Source organism: Bacillus oleivorans (genome assembly GCF_900207585.1).
GTDB lineage: Bacteria > Bacillota > Bacilli > Bacillales > JC228 > Bacillus_BF > Bacillus_BF oleivorans.
Genome location: NZ_OAOP01000006.1, coordinates 220,215 through 236,707 on the forward strand (window position 1 = coordinate 220,215; position 16,493 = coordinate 236,707).

Genomic DNA, 16,493 nt, shown 5'->3' on the forward strand with positions numbered 1-16,493 from the left:
TGCGCCCAAAAATGTCTCAGTGCCGCCCATTAACAGTGCACTGCGCCCGAAAAAGTCCCAGTGCCGCCCATTAACAGTGCACTGCGCCCAAAAATGTCTCAGAACCGCCCATTAACAGTGCCCAGCACGCAAAAAAGTCTCAGTGCCGCCCATTAACAGTGCACTGCGCCCAAAAATGTCTCAGTGCCGCCCATTAACAGTGCACTGCGCCCGAAAATATCTCAGTACCGCCCATTAACAGTGCACTGCGCCCGAAAAAGTCCCAGTGCCGCCCATTAACAGTTCACAGCGCCCAAAAATGTCTCAGTGCCGCCCATTAACAGTGCACTGCGCCCAAAAAAGTCCCAGAACCGCCCATTAACAGTGCTCAGTGCCCAAAAATGTCTCAGTGCAGCCCATTAAAAGTGCTCAGTGCCCAAAAATGTCTCAGTGCCGCCCATTAAAAGTGCTCAGTGCCAAAAATGTCTCAGTGCCGCCCATTAAAAGTGCTCAGTGCCCAAAAATGTCTCAGAACCACCCATTAACAGTGCACTGCGCCCGAAAAAGTCACACAGGCAAAATCCATGCAAAAAACAAAAAACCCCAGTCCCAAAACCGGAGTTAAGCAGTTTCAAATTTCCAATGTGGGGTCAGACCCCCTGTTTTTTCATATACTCCAAAACATCTAAATCGATCAACCCGATTTCCTGTTCGCGCATTTCAAAGTTTTCAGAGTGGATGTATTTGGTTAGGGCTTGGTGGAGTTCGTCGGAGGATGTTGCCTGGTTCGTTAAATATTGCCGTCTGTTTAACTCAGTAACCAGTTTTGCTTCGACATCGCCCTCAATCCTTACAATTTTTTCAGGTGATGGTTTGGCAAAATAAAGCTGGTGTAACTGATAAATTCGTTTTAGCTCCTGAATTGGTTCTTTATGATCCTCGACACGCAAATCGATATAGCGGTCATTAAACCCGCCGTAGCCACCCTTCTCTTTCACAACAAGCAGAGAAGCAGATTGCATCCCGCGTTTATCCCCGCCAGCCTCTTGACCTTTTTCCAAAGCAGCCATCAGTCTTTCAGCGAGTGCTCCTTTTGTCTGTGTAAATGTTTTTGACATCGCTATTACGGTTTTCTCATCGACAAGAATATTCCCTTGCGCGGCAAAGTGAAGTCCAGACTGTCCGCCAGCCCAATCATAGCAGCCTTTCCCCGTGTAGCTGGCCGCATTCCCTTGAGCATCAACTACACCGATTTGTCTCAAATGATGATCCGGATCATCCTGAATCAGTTTATGAATGACCATTGCAGCTGACATGCCTCTTTCCAGCATGGCTAATCCTCTAGGACCGTATGTTGTATTAGCATACGATTGAGTTGCGATGGCTCCAACTCCAGCCTTCGCCCAAGGAACAACAGCGCCTACCCCTAAAAATTTCGATTGTACCGCAACACCCCACTCTTTTGCTTTTGGATCATATCCAACTATAGAAAATGTCATATTATAAAGCTCCCCCCTTTGGATACGTGGGGACGGTTCTTGTGTTTCACCCTTCCGATTGAAACAAAAGAACCGTCCCCCTGATTCCTAACTCGTACTCTATCTAAGCTAAAAATAATCCCCCGTATACAAGTGCCAGCCCAATGACAAAAGCTGGATGAACCTTAAACCGCTCCATCAGCAGATAAGCTGCAACCCCAATCCCAAGCGTTTGCCAAAGTCCTAAATCATTTTCAGAGGTCAAGAAGAAGTCGAGTGTCATAACTCCGAGTAAAACCGCGATAACTGGACGTACGTAGGTACTGAGTCTTTTCACCTTTGGTGATTCCTTGTATTTTAATAAAATGGCAAGCAAGCCAATCATGAGAATCATCGATGGTGCAACTGAAGCAAATAATGCTACTAGTGCTCCCAAGACTCCACCGACATCATAGCCAATATAACCAGCCATTTTCGTCGCAATCGGACCCGGCAAGGAATTTCCGAGCGCAACAATTTCACTAAACTGTTGGACGGTATACCAGCCGTAGCGGTCCACCACTTCATTCTCAATCAACGGAATTGAAGCTGGTCCACCGCCATAACCCAAAATCCCAGGTATAAAAAACGCTAAAAAGATTTCCCAAAAAATCATCCTGTTCTCTCCTTCTTAACCTGCTCTTGATTCTCTGGAGCCGGATCTTTTTTCAATAACGCAAATAGAAGGAGGGCAAAGATGACAAACGCAGGATGCACGCCTAAAAAATGAATCAAAACGGCAGCTCCGGTCACCATTAATGAAGCAGCTTTCCACCCAAGTGACTGATCCGATTTTTTTAAAAAATCCCAGGTAAGCACACCGAGCATCACCATTACAACCGGAACAACCGCTTGCGACATCCCCTGTACCCATGGCTCATCCTTATAGGCATTTAAGACAGTTAATAATAAAATCATGGCAACAACAGTAGGCAGAATGGTAGCTGTGAGGGATACAATCAGTCCCGGAATCCCGCTCACTCGGTATCCGATATAGCCAGCCATTTTCGTCGCAATTGGTCCAGGCAACGCGTTTCCTAGTGCCAATACATCCGAAAACTCATCATCATTCATCCATTTATACTTGCCCACGACCTCTTTATGAAAAAGAGGAATGGAGGATGGTCCTCCCCCAAACCCCAATATTCCAACGCGGAAGAAGGCAACAAAAATATTCCAAAGTGTCATGCTGTCACTCTCCTGTTTTTACGTGGACGGTCCTACCAAGCGGCAATCGCGCCATCCGTTCTCGATTCAGTACCACCCATCAAAACTCCAGTTTCCGGATCGCGCCAGATAATTTGTCCGCGGCCAAATCCTCCGGTATCAAGCGCAACTTGAATTTGGTGACCTTTACGCGCTAACGCTTGTGCCACATGGTTCGGGAAGTGCGGTTCGACCACAAACTTCTTTCCTTCAAGCCATTGCCATCTTGGTGCATCTAATGCAGCTTGCGGATTTAGACCGAAATCGACTGTATTCATGACAACCTGCATGTGACCTTGAGGCTGCATATAGCCACCCATAACTCCAAATGGACCAACAGCCTCATTATCCTTTGTAAGGAATCCAGGAATAATTGTATGATACGTTTTCTTGCCTGGTTTTAAAGCATTGGGATGCTCAGGATCAAGTGAAAAATCATGACCGCGGTTTTGCAGGGAAATACCTGTTCCAGGTACCACGATTCCTGAGCCAAAGCCCATATAGTTACTTTGAATATAAGAGACCATATTTCCTTCGCTGTCAGCTGTTGCCAAGTAGACCGTTCCGCCTTTTGGCGGAGTATAAGGTGTTGGTTCAATTGCTGTTTCACCAATTAAAGCTCTCCGCTCAGCAGCATAGCTTTCAGAAAGCAGCGCTTCAGTTGTAATCTTCATATCTTTAGGGTCTGTAATAAATGCTTTTCCATCCGTAAATGCTAATTTTATGGCTTCCAATTGATGGTGGACTGAATCGACGTCGTCACGATACTTCATGTCAAACCCTTGTGCAATATTGAGCGCCATTAATGCGACAATTCCCTGCCCATTTGGCGGGATTTCCCAGACATCATAACCACGATAGTTAACCGAAATCGGATTAACCCATTCTGCTTCAAAAGCGGCCAAATCTTCTTTTGATAAATATCCGCCATGCTTTTCCGAAAAAGCAGCGATTTTTTCAGCGAGCTCGCCGCGATAAAAGCTTTCAGCATTTGTTTCTGCAATGGACTGAAGTGTTCGGGCATGACCTTCTGAACGCCAGATTTCTCCAACTTTTGGCACGCGGCCATTTGGTGCAAATGTATCAAACCATGGTTGGAACTCTTCCGTTATAAATTCTTGCTTGAAACGGTTATAGGCAATTCCCCAGTACTTCGCGAGGATTGGGCTTAATGGATAGCATTCGTCTGCTAAACGGATCGCAGGTTTCAACACTTCCGTTAATGGAAGCTTACCGAATTTTTTCGAAAGAGCCGCCCAAGCGCCTGGTGCACCAGGAACGGTAACCGGCGTCCAGCCAAATGCAGGCATTTTTTCATGACCCTTTTCTTTAAGGGTTTCAATTGAAATGCTTTGCGGCGCTCTCCCGCTCGAATTTAAGCCATGTAGCTTGCCCTTCACCCAAACAAGGGCGAATGCATCACTGCCGATTCCATTTGAAGTTGGCTCTACAACGGTTAATGTTGCTGCTGTTGCGATTGCGGCGTCAATCGCATTTCCGCCTTTTTGTAAAATTTCCAGCCCTGCCTGCGAAGCGAGCGGTTGCGAGGTTGCAACCATCCCATTCCTAGCAAAAGTCGTCATTCGCTGCGATGGGTAGGGATGATTAAGAAAATCTGTAAACATAGAAACACATCCTTCTAAATGTTTTAAAATACGAACCTATTACTATCAAATGTTAGTAAATAATAAAAAATGACTTTACAAATGAAATTTTCCTAGCTTGTAAAACCAATTTTAGCGAAAATTTTAAAAAATATCTATAACCTTTACAGAATTTGTCGAAGCGGAGGGACGGTTCTCTTGTTTCAATCTAACAGCCGAAACACAAGAACCGTCCCTCTGTTTCAATCTAACAGCTGAAACACAAGAACCGTCCCTCTGTTTCACTAAGGTTTGACCAAAATTTTCCATCATGGGGAGAAACTGCGATTGACTCAGCGATAAACGAGTACTAACATGAAAAATGTTGTGTTTTTAACTAATTGCGCAGTTTGTGAATATATATAGCAATAGATTAGACACATGATTGATTGGAGAGAATTATTAGTAATAAAGGAGGTAATACCATATGAAAACATGGGTAGCGATCTTAGCCATTCTAGGCGGCCTTGCCGGGATTGTAAGTGGTTTCCTTGTAACCGCTGGAGGAGCAGTATTCGGCGAAGAAGAAATGACAGATAGCGGAGCGTCTGTCTTCTGGTTGTCTGCATTAGCGATCTTTTTAGGTTTCTTATCTTGGAAGTGGAAAACCATTGCTGGAATCGGCTTAATTATCATTGCAGTTTATGGATTCTTTGCAAACGGCTTATTCTTTACCATCGCATTTATTTTCTTATTAATTGCCGGTATTTTATCATTCAGAATTAAGAAAAATGCATAAACTGATTTACGAAAAATAGAGGACAACTCGCGTCCTCTATTTTTTTGTGAAACGGAGGGACGGTTCTTGTGTTTCACCCTTCCAATTGAAACACAAGAACCGTCCCTCTGTTACATTATAATTTTAGCCCGGAACGGCTCTTAAATCTCCGTAGTAGAATATGACTTTCCACCCGGGTAATCCCTTTTAAACTATACAATTCATTATTAATAAATTTCTCAAGGCTCGTAAAATCCTCAACTAAAACATGCATATGTAAGGTGCTCGGTCCTGTCATTTGATAGCAGCTCGCCACACTTGGATTATCCGCTAAAGTTTGTGCTACTTCAACCAGCGACCCTGGTTCACAATCCACCTCGAAAAAAGCCGAAACCTTCTTTCCGACTTTTTCAGAATTTAAAACCACACTAAACTTTTCAATGACGCCATTCCGCATCAGCTGCTGAACCCGATCCCGCACTGAAACTCTCGATAATCCCAATTCCTTACCAATGTCCACATAAGACAGTCTTCCGTTCTCGGTTAACAGCTCTAATATTTTTAAATCCGTGTCGTCTAATTTCATTCGCTTCACCCGCTTGTCCAAATTTCCATTGTTTTCTATTATTATACGTTTATTTATAGTCCGTTTGTATTGTTTTTTAGTTCTAACCTTCACAATTTCTGATACATTTAAAAGTAGGACAAGTTATTTTAAAAAAGGGGAAAGATCTTCGATGAAAAAAGTACCTTTAAGATATGTGAAGGAAGGCGATGTACTCGCCATTGATTTATATACAGAAGATTTTCTCCTCTTATTAAATAGAGGTACGAGACTCTCTTCCCCGCTCCTCGCCTTAATCGAAAAACGCGATATTCGCGAATTATATATTGAAGATGAATATACGGACGATGTATTATATAACCCAATCATCGAGCACCGTGGCCGTAAAGAGCTGCACCGGGAAATCTATCGGGTCCTTTTCAACTATTTATCGCAGGAAGAGATTAGCTCCAAATTCAATTCAATTGACTTAGGCAGAGAATTTGAACATATCGCAAGAACCCTGTTAAATTACATCGCGCCAAAACCGCAGATCCTACATAGCTTTCATGACCTCCATCAATTTGACCATTCGATGTTCCAGCATTCCTTAAATGTTGGGATCCTTTCGGGCGTGATCGGGGTCGAGCTGGGGCTTGCTAAAAATGAACTGGTAGAACTGATGGTAGGTGCGATGCTTTTTGATATTGGCATGACCCGTTTGCCAAGACAGGTATTAACGAAAAAGGGCAGACTTAGCCTAATCGAGCGAATGGTTGTCCAGCGGCATGCCGAGATTGGCTTTAAGCTCCTGGTCAGGCAACGTAATATTTCTGAGATGTCAGCGTTATGTGCTCTTTACCATCATGAGCGTTTAGATGGCGGCGGTTATCCGAACCGGCTCTCAGATCAATCGATTCACCTTTACCCTCGGATTGTCGCGGTTGCCGATGTGTTTGACGCCTTAACGGCTAAGCGCCACTATCGTGATTCTTATACAGCACATGAAGCGGTTGAATATTTATATGCTGCGGGGGGTTCAATGTTTGATGTCGAAATTATTAAAGCCTTTTTGCGGTGTGTCTCGATTTACCCGCCCGGCTCTAGGGTCCAGCTCAATAACGGGTTATCGGCTGTAGTGGTCAAAGGCTTTTCAGACTACCCGCTCCGGCCGTTAGTAAGAATTATCGAAGACAAAAAAGGAAAGATTTTACCCACCCCAATTGACGTGGACCTGCGTATCCATAAAAACATTACGATAGTTAAAAGTTAAAGACCTGCGAGCGTTAGCTGCAGGTCCTTTATTGTGGGAGGTTTAGATTAGACCGTCTCAATTAAACCGTATTTCCCGTCTTTTCTTTTATATACAACATTCGTTAAATTCGTTTCAGCATCGGTATAGACGTAAAAGTTATGTCCGAGCATATTCATTTGTAAAATCGCTTCTTCACTATCCATTGGCTTCAGATCAAAGCGCTTCGTGCGGACAATTTCTAAATCGCTATCACTATCTATATCTGCTTCTGTTGCAACCGCAGAGGCACTTTCTTCATGAACGGCAAAAACCTCTTTTGTACTTCCTTTTTCACGCAATTTGCGGTTGACTTTTGTTTTGTGCTTGCGAATTTGTCGTTCCAGCTTATCGACAATAAGATCAATAGCTGCATACATATCTGGATTTTTTTCTTCAGCCCGAAGTAAAAGCTGTGGCATCGGAATCGTTACTTCAACCTTGGCTTGCTTATCAGGAACCACTTTCAAATTCACATGGACATCGGCATTTGGAGACTCAGTAAAGTACTTTTCCAGCTTGCTAATCTTCTTCTCTACGTAATCCCTTAATGCAGCTGTTACTTCAATGTTTTCACCACGAACAATATAGTTCATGTGCTAATGCCCCCTTCATCCAATTATGTACTACTATACTACTACTTCTATACTACCCGTCCCAATTCCTGCCTAAACAGAAGAATTGAAATGTCATAGAACTGACACAAAAAACCGTGATAGAACCAATACATCTCCCGGTTATCACTACTATATGAAATGGGGGCTGTTCAGCATGCATGGAAATTTGGCTAAAAAGGAAAATCGTGGCATTGAAACAAGGATTTTGCCGACAGTATGTCCCTTAAGACCTTTCGTGTGACTGTACCTGTTTTCTATAGGACACCAGTTCCGTTATTTGTGTCAAAATCGGTGATTTCTGAAATTATAGGACACAGGTTCCGTTATTAAGTTTAGCTAAGGCAATTTTCGCCCGTTTTTCGGTAAATAAGAGATCCTATGTCCTATAATTCTACAAAACAGAGTTTTTTATCGAAATAACGGAACGTATGTCCGTAATTATGAAACGAAGGGACGGTTCTTGCGTTTCATCTTACTTGTGAAACGCAAGAACCGTCCCCATGTTTCAATGTGCAATATACCGTTTCAAGATGACTTGCATGGCTCTTGACCACTCAAGGAAAGCAGGCGCAAAGGTCTCTTGCACAAAAATCTGTTTAAACTCGTAATCATTGAGTTTTCCATTAAATTTAAAAGAGTGCTCAAGAACCTCTCCAAATTGATCAAGAACTTGTTTTAATTCTGAGTCATCCTCTAAGGTCTGTTCAAGAACTCCATGTGCTGTCAAAATCTGTTGAAAGACAGCAAAGATATCTCCCAGTATTCGGTCGCCAGTCAATTTCTCTGATTCGCTTATACTTTCCACTAAATAATGAAAGGCCTCATCCATGGTTTGTAATAATGCTGCGTACTCTCTGATTACTTGAAGATCCTCTTCATCCAGCGCTTTCAAAATATCACCTATTTTCTTTTATGGTAATACATCCTGTCTAATTTAAGAGATTTGTAGGGATTCACGTTCTTTTCTCTCGTCTGTTTAGCCTTGAAAATGAGGCGATATCTGTTAGGATCAATATCTTTCCAAACCTGAGAAATCCCGAATCTCCTTTTCCATTCTGATTCATTTTTTGTTCTGTTCTTCCTCTGAAAATGCAGGCTACATTTGATCTATTAACTTCTGCCTATGATCCAGTGCAATCTGAAGTATTCAATCCGCTCATTCGTTCATGAGGGACTCTTTCCTATTAAAAGTGAACAGTTTTTCCGTCTCTTCAAAATATCTATAACAACCATTGGTCTCTGCCCCGTTCACTTGTTTATATCGTCTAAATCTTGTAATTTTCAAGCCACCCTATTGTCCATTTCCGTTCACTCTCTCACACTCGAAGTTTGTAAAAAAATATCGATTTTTGTCTAAAAATATCGAAAATGACCTTCTTTTTCTTGTAACAAAGTTGTAAAATATTTATGAAAAAGTATATTGAAAAAACAAATATCAGGTGATAAAGTGGATAACCCTTCTTTCCAGACCAATGATTCAGGACAAATGAATAGTTCAATCTTTAACGTAGTCATAGATTCCCTCCCTTATTCCTTCACCGAAATAGGAATCCATCAGTTTATGGACTTTATACCTGCAGGCATCTTTATTCATGAAAACGGTATCATTCGTTATGTTAATCAAGTAGGGGTAAAGCTTTTGCAAGCACCAAATAAGGAGATCCTTATCGGGAAATCTATTTTGGAGCTGCTTTATGGGGAACAGGATAAAACTGGGGATCAACGATTAAAGAAGCTTGAATGCGGGGAAACCATTCCGTTCATAAGGTGTGATGTAAAATGTTTCAACGGAGAAGTCGCACATTTTGAGTTCAATACGACTCTTATTTGTCATGAGCAGCAAAAGTGTATGGTCACTGTCTTGCGTGATATATCGATTGAAAAAATGCAAGAAACCGAACTTTATCATAAAGAACAGCAGTATAAACTCATCACAGAGAACATGTCTGAACTGATTGGGATCTTTGATCAAAATGGAATTATTCAATACGCCTCTCCTTCTTACGAAATTGTAATGGGTTACACACCAGATTTTTATATTGGAAAAAATGCGTTGGATATGATTCATGATGATGACAAAGCATACATTGTAAACCGTTACGAACAATTATTAAAAACGGGGGAACCTCAAAGAGTCGAATTTCGATACCAGCATCGAGATGGACATTTTGTCTGGCTCGAAGTTATTGGTAAAGTTTTAACGAAATCAGGGGACAGAACCGATTATATGGTAGTTGGACGGGAAATCACCGAACGAAAAGAAAGCGAAGCTCTTATCCGAAAATTGGACAAGTTATCCGCAGTAGGGCAGCTGGCAGCTGGTGTTGGGCACGAAATCCGAAACCCGCTAACTTCGATCAAAGGCTTTTTACAGCTAATGAAACAGGAACCGTTAAAATACAACGATAATTTTTATTGGGATATTATTTTTAAAGAATTGACCCGAATCGATACGATTGTGAATGAGTTCATGTTCCTAGCGAAACCGCAAACTGGGACAATGAAACAGATTAATCTCAATCAAATTGTAAAAAGTACTCTTACTCTATTAGATTCACAGGCTAATTTGCACAATGCCACTCTTAGCCAAAGCTTTAACCGCGACCAGATCCTCACAAATGGGATTGAGGATCATTTAAGGCAAGTCCTTATAAATCTGTTGGTCAATTCGATTGAGTCTATTGACGGAACCGGCGGTGTCAGGGTTAAGGTAGAATTACTAGAAAACTCAATCCGGATTCGAATCATTGACAATGGAAAAGGCATCTCAAAGGAGCATCTTGATAAACTAGGTACTCCCTTCTATACAACCAAGGAAAAGGGAATCGGGTTGGGTTTAGCCATCAGTCAAAAGATTGTAAATAGTCATCATGGTGAGCTGTTAATTCGGAGTAAGGTTGGTTTTGGGAGTTTAGTGGATATTGTGTTGCCGACAATGAATGCATAATAACTATAAAGTTATATTAAGAAAAAAAAACGGGATATTCCTTTTTAGGGTATCCCATTTTTTATACTTCTCTGAGTGTTGAAGCTTTACATTAAATAATGAAAAACGTATCTAATTCTTTTATAAACTGAAAATCTTCTTCCTTCAAATACTGAAATAGTCAGCTATTTTCGTTTATCGTAAAACATCCCGTCAAAATTAAGAGACTTGTAGGGATTAATATACTTATTTCTTGATTTTTTATGCTGTGTAAACGAAGTTAAGTCCTTTTGAATCGATTGTTTTTCTAAGCGGAGTAGGGCTTGAAGCTCTTTTTCCAACTCTATGGTTTTCTTCCCTATCTCCATTTCATCCTTCGAATAAGGAGGTTTTATTTGTTCTATTAAATCTTGTCTACTAGCGATACATGAATTAATGAATTCAATTCGCTCGTCCCTGCCAAGCAAACAGCCATTTTCATTTTTTAAAAATGAGAGCAGCTGAACCGTTTCAATATAATACTTTTGGACATTAGACATTATTATCTGTCCCGCTTGCTAGCTGATTTCGATTCAATTTAATAACCTGTTTCCAAGTATCTCTAAATTCGATGACCATACCTTCCACTTCATCTAATATAGAACTATCATTTTTTATATTGGCCTGTATAAGTCTATGATTAATATAATCATAGAGAGGCATTATTTGTTTGGAAATTTCAACTTCCTGATTTAAGGTTACCATTAACTCCCGAATAATATTTTGAGCCTTTTGGATGTTTGTATTTTTTAATTCAATGTTTTTATCTTCTATTCCTTTTTTTGCAAGTTTTATAAATTTTAAACAGCCATTATAAAGCATTAATGTAAGTTCTCCAGGCGATGCAGTATTTACTGAATTATCCTGGTATGTTTGATAGGGGTTTTTCATGGCCATAAAGTATCTCCTCCAGTAAAACCTTTATTTAGTAAGTTTAAGCACCACCAAATTGTTGCATTAAATACATAGCCTGTGAGTTTGATCTTTGAATAGCTGTTTCCATTGCTGAAAACTGACTCCAGTAACGATTTTCGATATTTATGAGTCTTCGTTCGAAATCACTAATTCTATCATCTAGATCCTCAAGGGTTTTCCCAATACTAAAAGTAGCATTCGTACTATACGTATTTCCTGCTTTTTTCTCGATGCTATCCATCGTAGACTTAAGTGTATTTCGTAATCTATCTGCAATCCCCATCGTGCTTTGAGTTTCACCGTCTCCATTAGCATTAAAAAGTTGGTAGACTCCATTCGGGTCATTAGCAATTGCTTCTCTAAGTTTATCTTCGTCAATTATAAGTTTCCCGTTATCTAAGTAATTCGAAGACGTCGTAATCCCAATTTCTGATAATTGTACGTAGCCACTTATACCAGTAACTTCATTAGAAAAATCATATCTCATTTGTGTCAATCCGCCTGATAGAACTGAATCACGATACAATGTTCCGCTTTTAGCCTTTTCTTCCCAAAGCTTTATCTCATTTTCAGACATGGCCTCTTTTTGTTCATTGGTTAATGGCTGGTAATCACGATAACGTCTCTCGCTAACTTCCCCATTGATTTTTTCAATCATCTTATTGTACTGATCTACAAATTCAACAATTTTATCTAGGATTTTATCTACATCTGGTTGAGAAGAAAAGTTAACAACCGAACCATTTGTTTCCTGTTTTAATGTCACTTCAAAACCATTTATTTGAAACGTATTCGATGAACGAGTGGTAGCAAGGCCATTATATGTAAATTCGGCGTTGACTCCTTTAGATCCGTAAACAATTCCATCTCCATCACTATCTGTCGCAGCAGCATCACTATCACTGCTCAGTTTTAATGTACTTGTCAAAAAGGAACCAGTTAGGATAATTTCCGGAGCTTCAGTGCCATCTGCATTAAGGGCATTTCCAGTATGCTTTGCTGTAAAAGAAACTCTCCCTGTACCTTGGTCATAAAATGCATTTACATCTGTCTGATCATTAATTTTTTGTATAACTGAATTGAGGGTATCTGTAGGATTAACCGTTATCTGTACTTCATCCCCAAGTTTACCGTCTTCTCCAATTGCCTGAATCTTAATTACTTGGGAGCTCGTGAAAGTCGGATCAATCTGGCTTATCGTTTTACTGGCATCGTCTGTTACACTAGCAGAGCTATACATCGTTGCAGACTGAGCTAGCTTTTCAACACTCAGAAAACCAGAAAAATCATTAACTGAGCTGATATTTTTAACCGAAACTGCACTAGGATTAGAAGAAGTCACTTGTTTTTGAATAAACGTACTTTGTCTGCCTACCCCATTAAAAATCAGCTGGTCAAAATCAAACATTAACTTATTCATTTCACGATAATCGTCACGCTGCCACTCAAGAAATGTCCTTCTTTGATTTAATTTATCAAGTGGCATTCGCTCTGCCCTCATTAAATCACTTACAAGCTTGTCTATATCCATACCACTAGCGAGCCCGCCTATTCTCATGTTCATAAATATCACCTCATTACACTAATTTAGATTTTCTCATCTACAATAAACCCTAGAAACTCTGCCATTGCAGCATAGATGTCAAGTAGTTTCTTAGGTGGAACTTCCTTTATTATTTCCTTTGTATTTTCATCAACGATCGTAACATAGTACTCTTCCAATTTTTCATGAAACTCAAACTTTAAAGCTGTGTGTGAGGGGTTTACAAATTTATTTAAATTAATTACTGCTTGTTGGACCTGCTCTTTTTTGGGCTGAAACTCCTTTAATTGTGATTGGTTACTTTCCTGGGTATTTGTGGAACTGAGTTGTTTGAAACGATCTAGGAGCTTCCACTCATTCATGGTAACTTGTTGTTCACGTACTGACATTGATTTTGTCACACAAAATCCCCTTCCCCAATTTAAATCCTTTCTTTTTATATCGACAAATTTATTTTGTTTTGAATTATTCTTAAGTAAAAAAAGTTCCTCGAATTTTCCTCTTATTACATTTCTTTATTGATGATTAGGTGAGAATAGATTTACCAAGATTGTTGCTATATCAAAATGTTAGTTAGGAGAATTTTGTTTTCCATACTTCTGCCTAATTTTTAGATTAAAAAAGAGTACCAAAATTTGGACTCCCAATTTTCTTGCTAGAATTTTTAAGATTATATTTTTATATTTAAAAATATAAAAAAATTAATAATTATGTTTCACATAATCAATCAATTCAATTAATTCATGATTGTTTATTTGGATACCTTCTAACGTTTTGAGTATTAAATTTATACTTTCAATATCTTTTAATTCTAAAGATAAAAGTAAAATATTATATAGATTATCCAGATAAAAAGGGTAGTGCGCAAAAGAACAATTAAAATGATTCAACGCTTGTTTAATAGAAGATGATCCCTGAAAACATTCTACCCCAATCTGATTTTCAATCAAAGCACATATAATATTATTAATATCATTAAAAATCAGTCTATTCCCTTCTTTATTTAGATGCTGATCATCCATTAATAGGTATTTATGTGGGTTTTCTGGTTGGATGTGGTTTTCTAAATCAATAAAAAAAATAGTATTGTAATCCACCTGTTCTCTTAGGATTTTATTATACTTTTTTATTTCTTCTAGTAACCCCTTATATCTTTCTTCCATTTTTAGTGATGTTGGTGCAATTCCAATAATAATTAATTTTGTTGTATCATTACTATTAATTATTTTTACAACTTCAGAAACACCTTTCTCAAAATCATTAAGATTTACAAACTGTCTACCATTTAATTCTTCTCGAAACCAGCAATCTACAATTCCAACATGAAGGATAAGAACATCTGGTTGAAAATAATAAACATGGTCATGAATCTGATTTAGAATGTGTTTAATAGTAAACCCTCTCTGGCCCCTATTAATAACTTCAATCTCTTTATGTGGATATAATTTACATAACTCCCTTTGAATTAAACTCCCATATGTTTCAGAATATTTAACTGCTAATTCACTTTCTTGGTGTGGATCGTAACTATTAATTCGATAAGGTCTAGGTAATGTTAATGAATCTCCAGCTATTAATATTCTCATTCGTTAACTCCCATTAGCATCTTAGTAAATATTTCAGTAAAGTTGATAAAATGTTCATTTATTGGTAACAAGCCTTTCTTTCCATCTTTATTTAAAAATGCATTAACTTGTCTATATAACCCAGGTTTATATTCCTTATCGATTTTATCCTCTAAATCATATTTTGTTATTTCAATTGATCCAATTTTTTGAATATGAAGTTCCTCCAAGGGTTTAAATATCAACCTGTGTTTGCTTGTTAGAACTTCTAATCCCCATCTTCCTGGAGCTTCCCAATTTGCATGGTAAGAAAAAAGTACATTTTTTTCAGTTACTCCTGAACCAACAAATATGGACCCATCTGGATGCCAATTAATTGAACCACTTTTAAAACTTGAAAATTCTTTTGGCCGACCGGATAAATAAAAAGCAAGATCAATAACATGAGTTGAATTCCCCATAAACCACTTTTCTAGAACCTTTTTTGGTTTCTGTAGTTTGGAAATTGTATGGCTCCACTCAGTAAATTCGAAATGAATTGACTTAACACCACTATCATTGGCTATTATTTCTCGTGCTTTTAAAACAGATGAATAAAATCTTCTATTATAACCGACAAACACTTCAGCTTTTTCCTTTTCTGCCATTAAAACTATGTTTTTAATATCATTTGTATATAATCCAGCTGGTTTTTCTACCAATATACTTTTAATCCCTGCTTTTAGAAGTGTCATCGTTGTGGTAGCCAATTCCTCTAAATTTACTGCAACTATTACATTTGAAGGAATATACGTTGAATTTTCTAAGTAATTACTTATACCTCCACAATAAACAGGAATTCCTAGTTCTGCAGAAACTTTATTAGCATTCTCCTGATTTCTACCTATTAATTTTAATTTAACATTCATATTTTTTAGTACTTTGGCGTACTCTTTTCCCATTAAGCCTGCCCCAACAATCCAGACCTCTTCTACCAATTCTTTTATGTTATTAGACATTCATTAACCTCATCATTACAATTCTCATTTAAGTGATTTAAAAATGTTTGCAAAAGTAGTTTATGAAGGTGAGATGATTCTTGAAAGGTTGGTAAATTACATTCTTCATATGAAATAATTTGTTCAATTATTGAATGTGTCATTTCACTTTGTTTGGGTATTTTATACTCTTTATCTCTATTAACCCATTGATTTTCCCTAATTGAAAATATAGTCTCTCCTGTACTTTCCTTAATCCAGATTCTAGCAAGTTCACTATCTATCATGATTTTTAATGGCATTGAACCATAATTAAACGAACTAAACTCAAACTGTACTCTGTTATTTAATGTATTCCCTATGATAGAACCCGTAAATTCTATAAATCCGGGTCTTTTACTATTAATAATTTCTTTATCAAGCTGTGAATTTTGAAGTTCAAAATTATTCTCATTTGTCAAGAATGCTATTAAATCCAAAAAATGAATACTATTGCACCCTAAACCCCAATTAGACCCTCTTACCTGTATTCTAATCCTTCTGGAATTCTCAACTATTCTTTTTATTTCTTGATACAATTGATATGTGCGACGGCCACAATTTACCCAACACTTTACATTATTTTTTTCAATCAATGTCTGAATGTTGTTATAACTTTTCATTTCAGGAAATAAAAATTTTTCCAAAATAAAATATTTTATTTTAACCTTAGATATTAACTCTTCAATAACATTTTCCCGAACATTAGAATTAGTGGCTACAATAACAAAATCTAAATCCTTAGGGAGGTCATTTATAAAAGTAGAATACCTTACCAAATGTATGCTTTCATGTTCATTAAGAGCTGAATCGTAATGTATTTTTGATGCTTCTAGCGATTGCTGATTAGGATCAATAACATAAATATTAGATCTATACTTTAACCTTACAAGTGATTCTAAATGCCTTCTTCCTAAATTTCCTACTCCGATGATTGCAATATTAAAGTTCACCAATTTCTTCTCCTCTAACAT

17 protein-coding genes are annotated in these 16,493 nt (G+C 38.3%); 3 read left to right on the top strand and 14 right to left on the bottom strand.

Annotated elements, in window-relative coordinates:
• Nucleotides 1-629: 629 nt before the first annotated feature.
• The 4 genes from CRO56_RS14715 to CRO56_RS14730 form a co-directional block, all read right to left on the bottom strand.
• Nucleotides 630-1,478 carry a DUF1028 domain-containing protein gene (locus tag CRO56_RS14715; RefSeq protein ID WP_097159374.1) on the bottom strand — a complete coding sequence of 283 codons (849 nt, stop codon included), beginning with the start codon at nt 1,476-1,478 and terminating at the stop codon, nt 630-632.
• A 103-nt stretch (nt 1,479-1,581) separates the two neighbouring features.
• Nucleotides 1,582-2,112 (bottom strand): chromate transporter, encoded by a 531-nt coding sequence (locus CRO56_RS14720; protein ID WP_097159375.1) that lies wholly within the window; start codon nt 2,110-2,112, stop codon nt 1,582-1,584.
• Nucleotides 2,109-2,684 carry a chromate transporter gene (locus tag CRO56_RS14725; RefSeq protein ID WP_097159376.1) on the bottom strand — a complete coding sequence of 192 codons (576 nt, stop codon included), beginning with the start codon at nt 2,682-2,684 and terminating at the stop codon, nt 2,109-2,111. The genes CRO56_RS14720 and CRO56_RS14725 overlap by 4 nt, the downstream gene beginning before the upstream one ends.
• Before the next feature lie 32 nt (nt 2,685-2,716).
• Nucleotides 2,717-4,327: a gamma-glutamyltransferase family protein gene (locus tag CRO56_RS14730; RefSeq protein WP_097159377.1), complete on the bottom strand. Its 1,611-nt coding sequence runs from the start codon at nt 4,325-4,327 to the stop codon at nt 2,717-2,719.
• 445 nt (nt 4,328-4,772) lie between these two features.
• Here CRO56_RS14730 and CRO56_RS14735 point away from each other — a divergent pair, with 445 nt between their 5' ends.
• Nucleotides 4,773-5,084, top strand: coding sequence for a hypothetical protein (locus CRO56_RS14735; RefSeq protein ID WP_097159378.1), 312 nt, complete (start codon nt 4,773-4,775; stop codon nt 5,082-5,084).
• A 115-nt stretch (nt 5,085-5,199) separates the two neighbouring features.
• On the opposite strand, the gene CRO56_RS14740 is transcribed toward CRO56_RS14735, so the two are convergent.
• Complete coding sequence (locus tag CRO56_RS14740) at nt 5,200-5,649, bottom strand: Lrp/AsnC family transcriptional regulator (RefSeq protein ID WP_097159379.1); 450 nt, start codon at nt 5,647-5,649, stop codon at nt 5,200-5,202.
• 151 nt (nt 5,650-5,800) lie between these two features.
• Between CRO56_RS14740 and CRO56_RS14745 the strand changes: the two genes are divergently transcribed.
• Nucleotides 5,801-6,880, top strand: coding sequence for an HD-GYP domain-containing protein (locus CRO56_RS14745; protein ID WP_097159380.1), 1,080 nt, complete (start codon nt 5,801-5,803; stop codon nt 6,878-6,880).
• A gap of 47 nt (nt 6,881-6,927) precedes the next feature.
• Here the strand turns inward: CRO56_RS14745 and hpf are convergent, their stop codons facing one another.
• Both hpf and CRO56_RS14755 read right to left on the bottom strand, forming a co-directional pair.
• Nucleotides 6,928-7,494: a ribosome hibernation-promoting factor, HPF/YfiA family gene (gene hpf, locus CRO56_RS14750; protein ID WP_097159381.1), complete on the bottom strand. Its 567-nt coding sequence runs from the start codon at nt 7,492-7,494 to the stop codon at nt 6,928-6,930.
• Nucleotides 7,495-8,020: 526 nt separating this feature from the next.
• Complete coding sequence (locus CRO56_RS14755) at nt 8,021-8,407, bottom strand: DUF8042 domain-containing protein (RefSeq protein WP_097159382.1); 387 nt, start codon at nt 8,405-8,407, stop codon at nt 8,021-8,023.
• Nucleotides 8,408-8,935: 528 nt separating this feature from the next.
• Here CRO56_RS14755 and CRO56_RS14760 point away from each other — a divergent pair.
• Nucleotides 8,936-10,462 (top strand): PAS domain S-box protein, encoded by a 1,527-nt coding sequence (locus CRO56_RS14760; RefSeq protein ID WP_142305217.1) that lies wholly within the window; start codon nt 8,936-8,938, stop codon nt 10,460-10,462.
• Nucleotides 10,463-10,626: 164 nt separating this feature from the next.
• Here CRO56_RS14760 and fliT read toward each other — a convergent pair whose 3' ends face one another.
• The 7 genes from fliT to CRO56_RS14795 form a co-directional block, all read right to left on the bottom strand.
• Nucleotides 10,627-10,980 (bottom strand): flagellar protein FliT, encoded by a 354-nt coding sequence (gene fliT / locus CRO56_RS14765; protein WP_097159384.1) that lies wholly within the window; start codon nt 10,978-10,980, stop codon nt 10,627-10,629.
• Nucleotides 10,973-11,377 carry a flagellar export chaperone FliS gene (gene fliS, locus CRO56_RS14770; RefSeq protein WP_097159385.1) on the bottom strand — a complete coding sequence of 135 codons (405 nt, stop codon included), beginning with the start codon at nt 11,375-11,377 and terminating at the stop codon, nt 10,973-10,975. The genes fliT and fliS overlap by 8 nt, the downstream gene beginning before the upstream one ends.
• Nucleotides 11,378-11,414: 37 nt before the next feature.
• Entirely contained in the window at nt 11,415-12,959 is a 1,545-nt protein-coding gene (locus CRO56_RS14775) for a flagellar hook-associated protein 2 (RefSeq protein WP_245855901.1), read from the bottom strand.
• Between the two features lie 23 nt (nt 12,960-12,982).
• Nucleotides 12,983-13,339: a flagellar protein FlaG gene (gene flaG, locus CRO56_RS14780; RefSeq protein ID WP_245855903.1), complete on the bottom strand. Its 357-nt coding sequence runs from the start codon at nt 13,337-13,339 to the stop codon at nt 12,983-12,985.
• Nucleotides 13,340-13,639: 300 nt separating this feature from the next.
• Complete coding sequence (locus CRO56_RS14785) at nt 13,640-14,524, bottom strand: SGNH/GDSL hydrolase family protein (RefSeq protein WP_097159386.1); 885 nt, start codon at nt 14,522-14,524, stop codon at nt 13,640-13,642.
• On the bottom strand, nt 14,521-15,501 hold the full coding sequence (locus tag CRO56_RS14790; RefSeq protein ID WP_097159387.1) for a Gfo/Idh/MocA family protein: 981 nt from the start codon (nt 15,499-15,501) through the stop codon (nt 14,521-14,523). The genes CRO56_RS14785 and CRO56_RS14790 overlap by 4 nt, the downstream gene beginning before the upstream one ends.
• The gene (locus CRO56_RS14795) at nt 15,486-16,472 is read right to left on the bottom strand and encodes a Gfo/Idh/MocA family oxidoreductase (RefSeq protein ID WP_179714295.1); all 987 of its coding nucleotides are present in this window, start codon (nt 16,470-16,472) and stop codon (nt 15,486-15,488) included. Before CRO56_RS14795 ends, CRO56_RS14790 begins: the two co-directional genes overlap by 16 nt.
• Between the last annotated feature and the right edge of the window lie 21 nt (nt 16,473-16,493).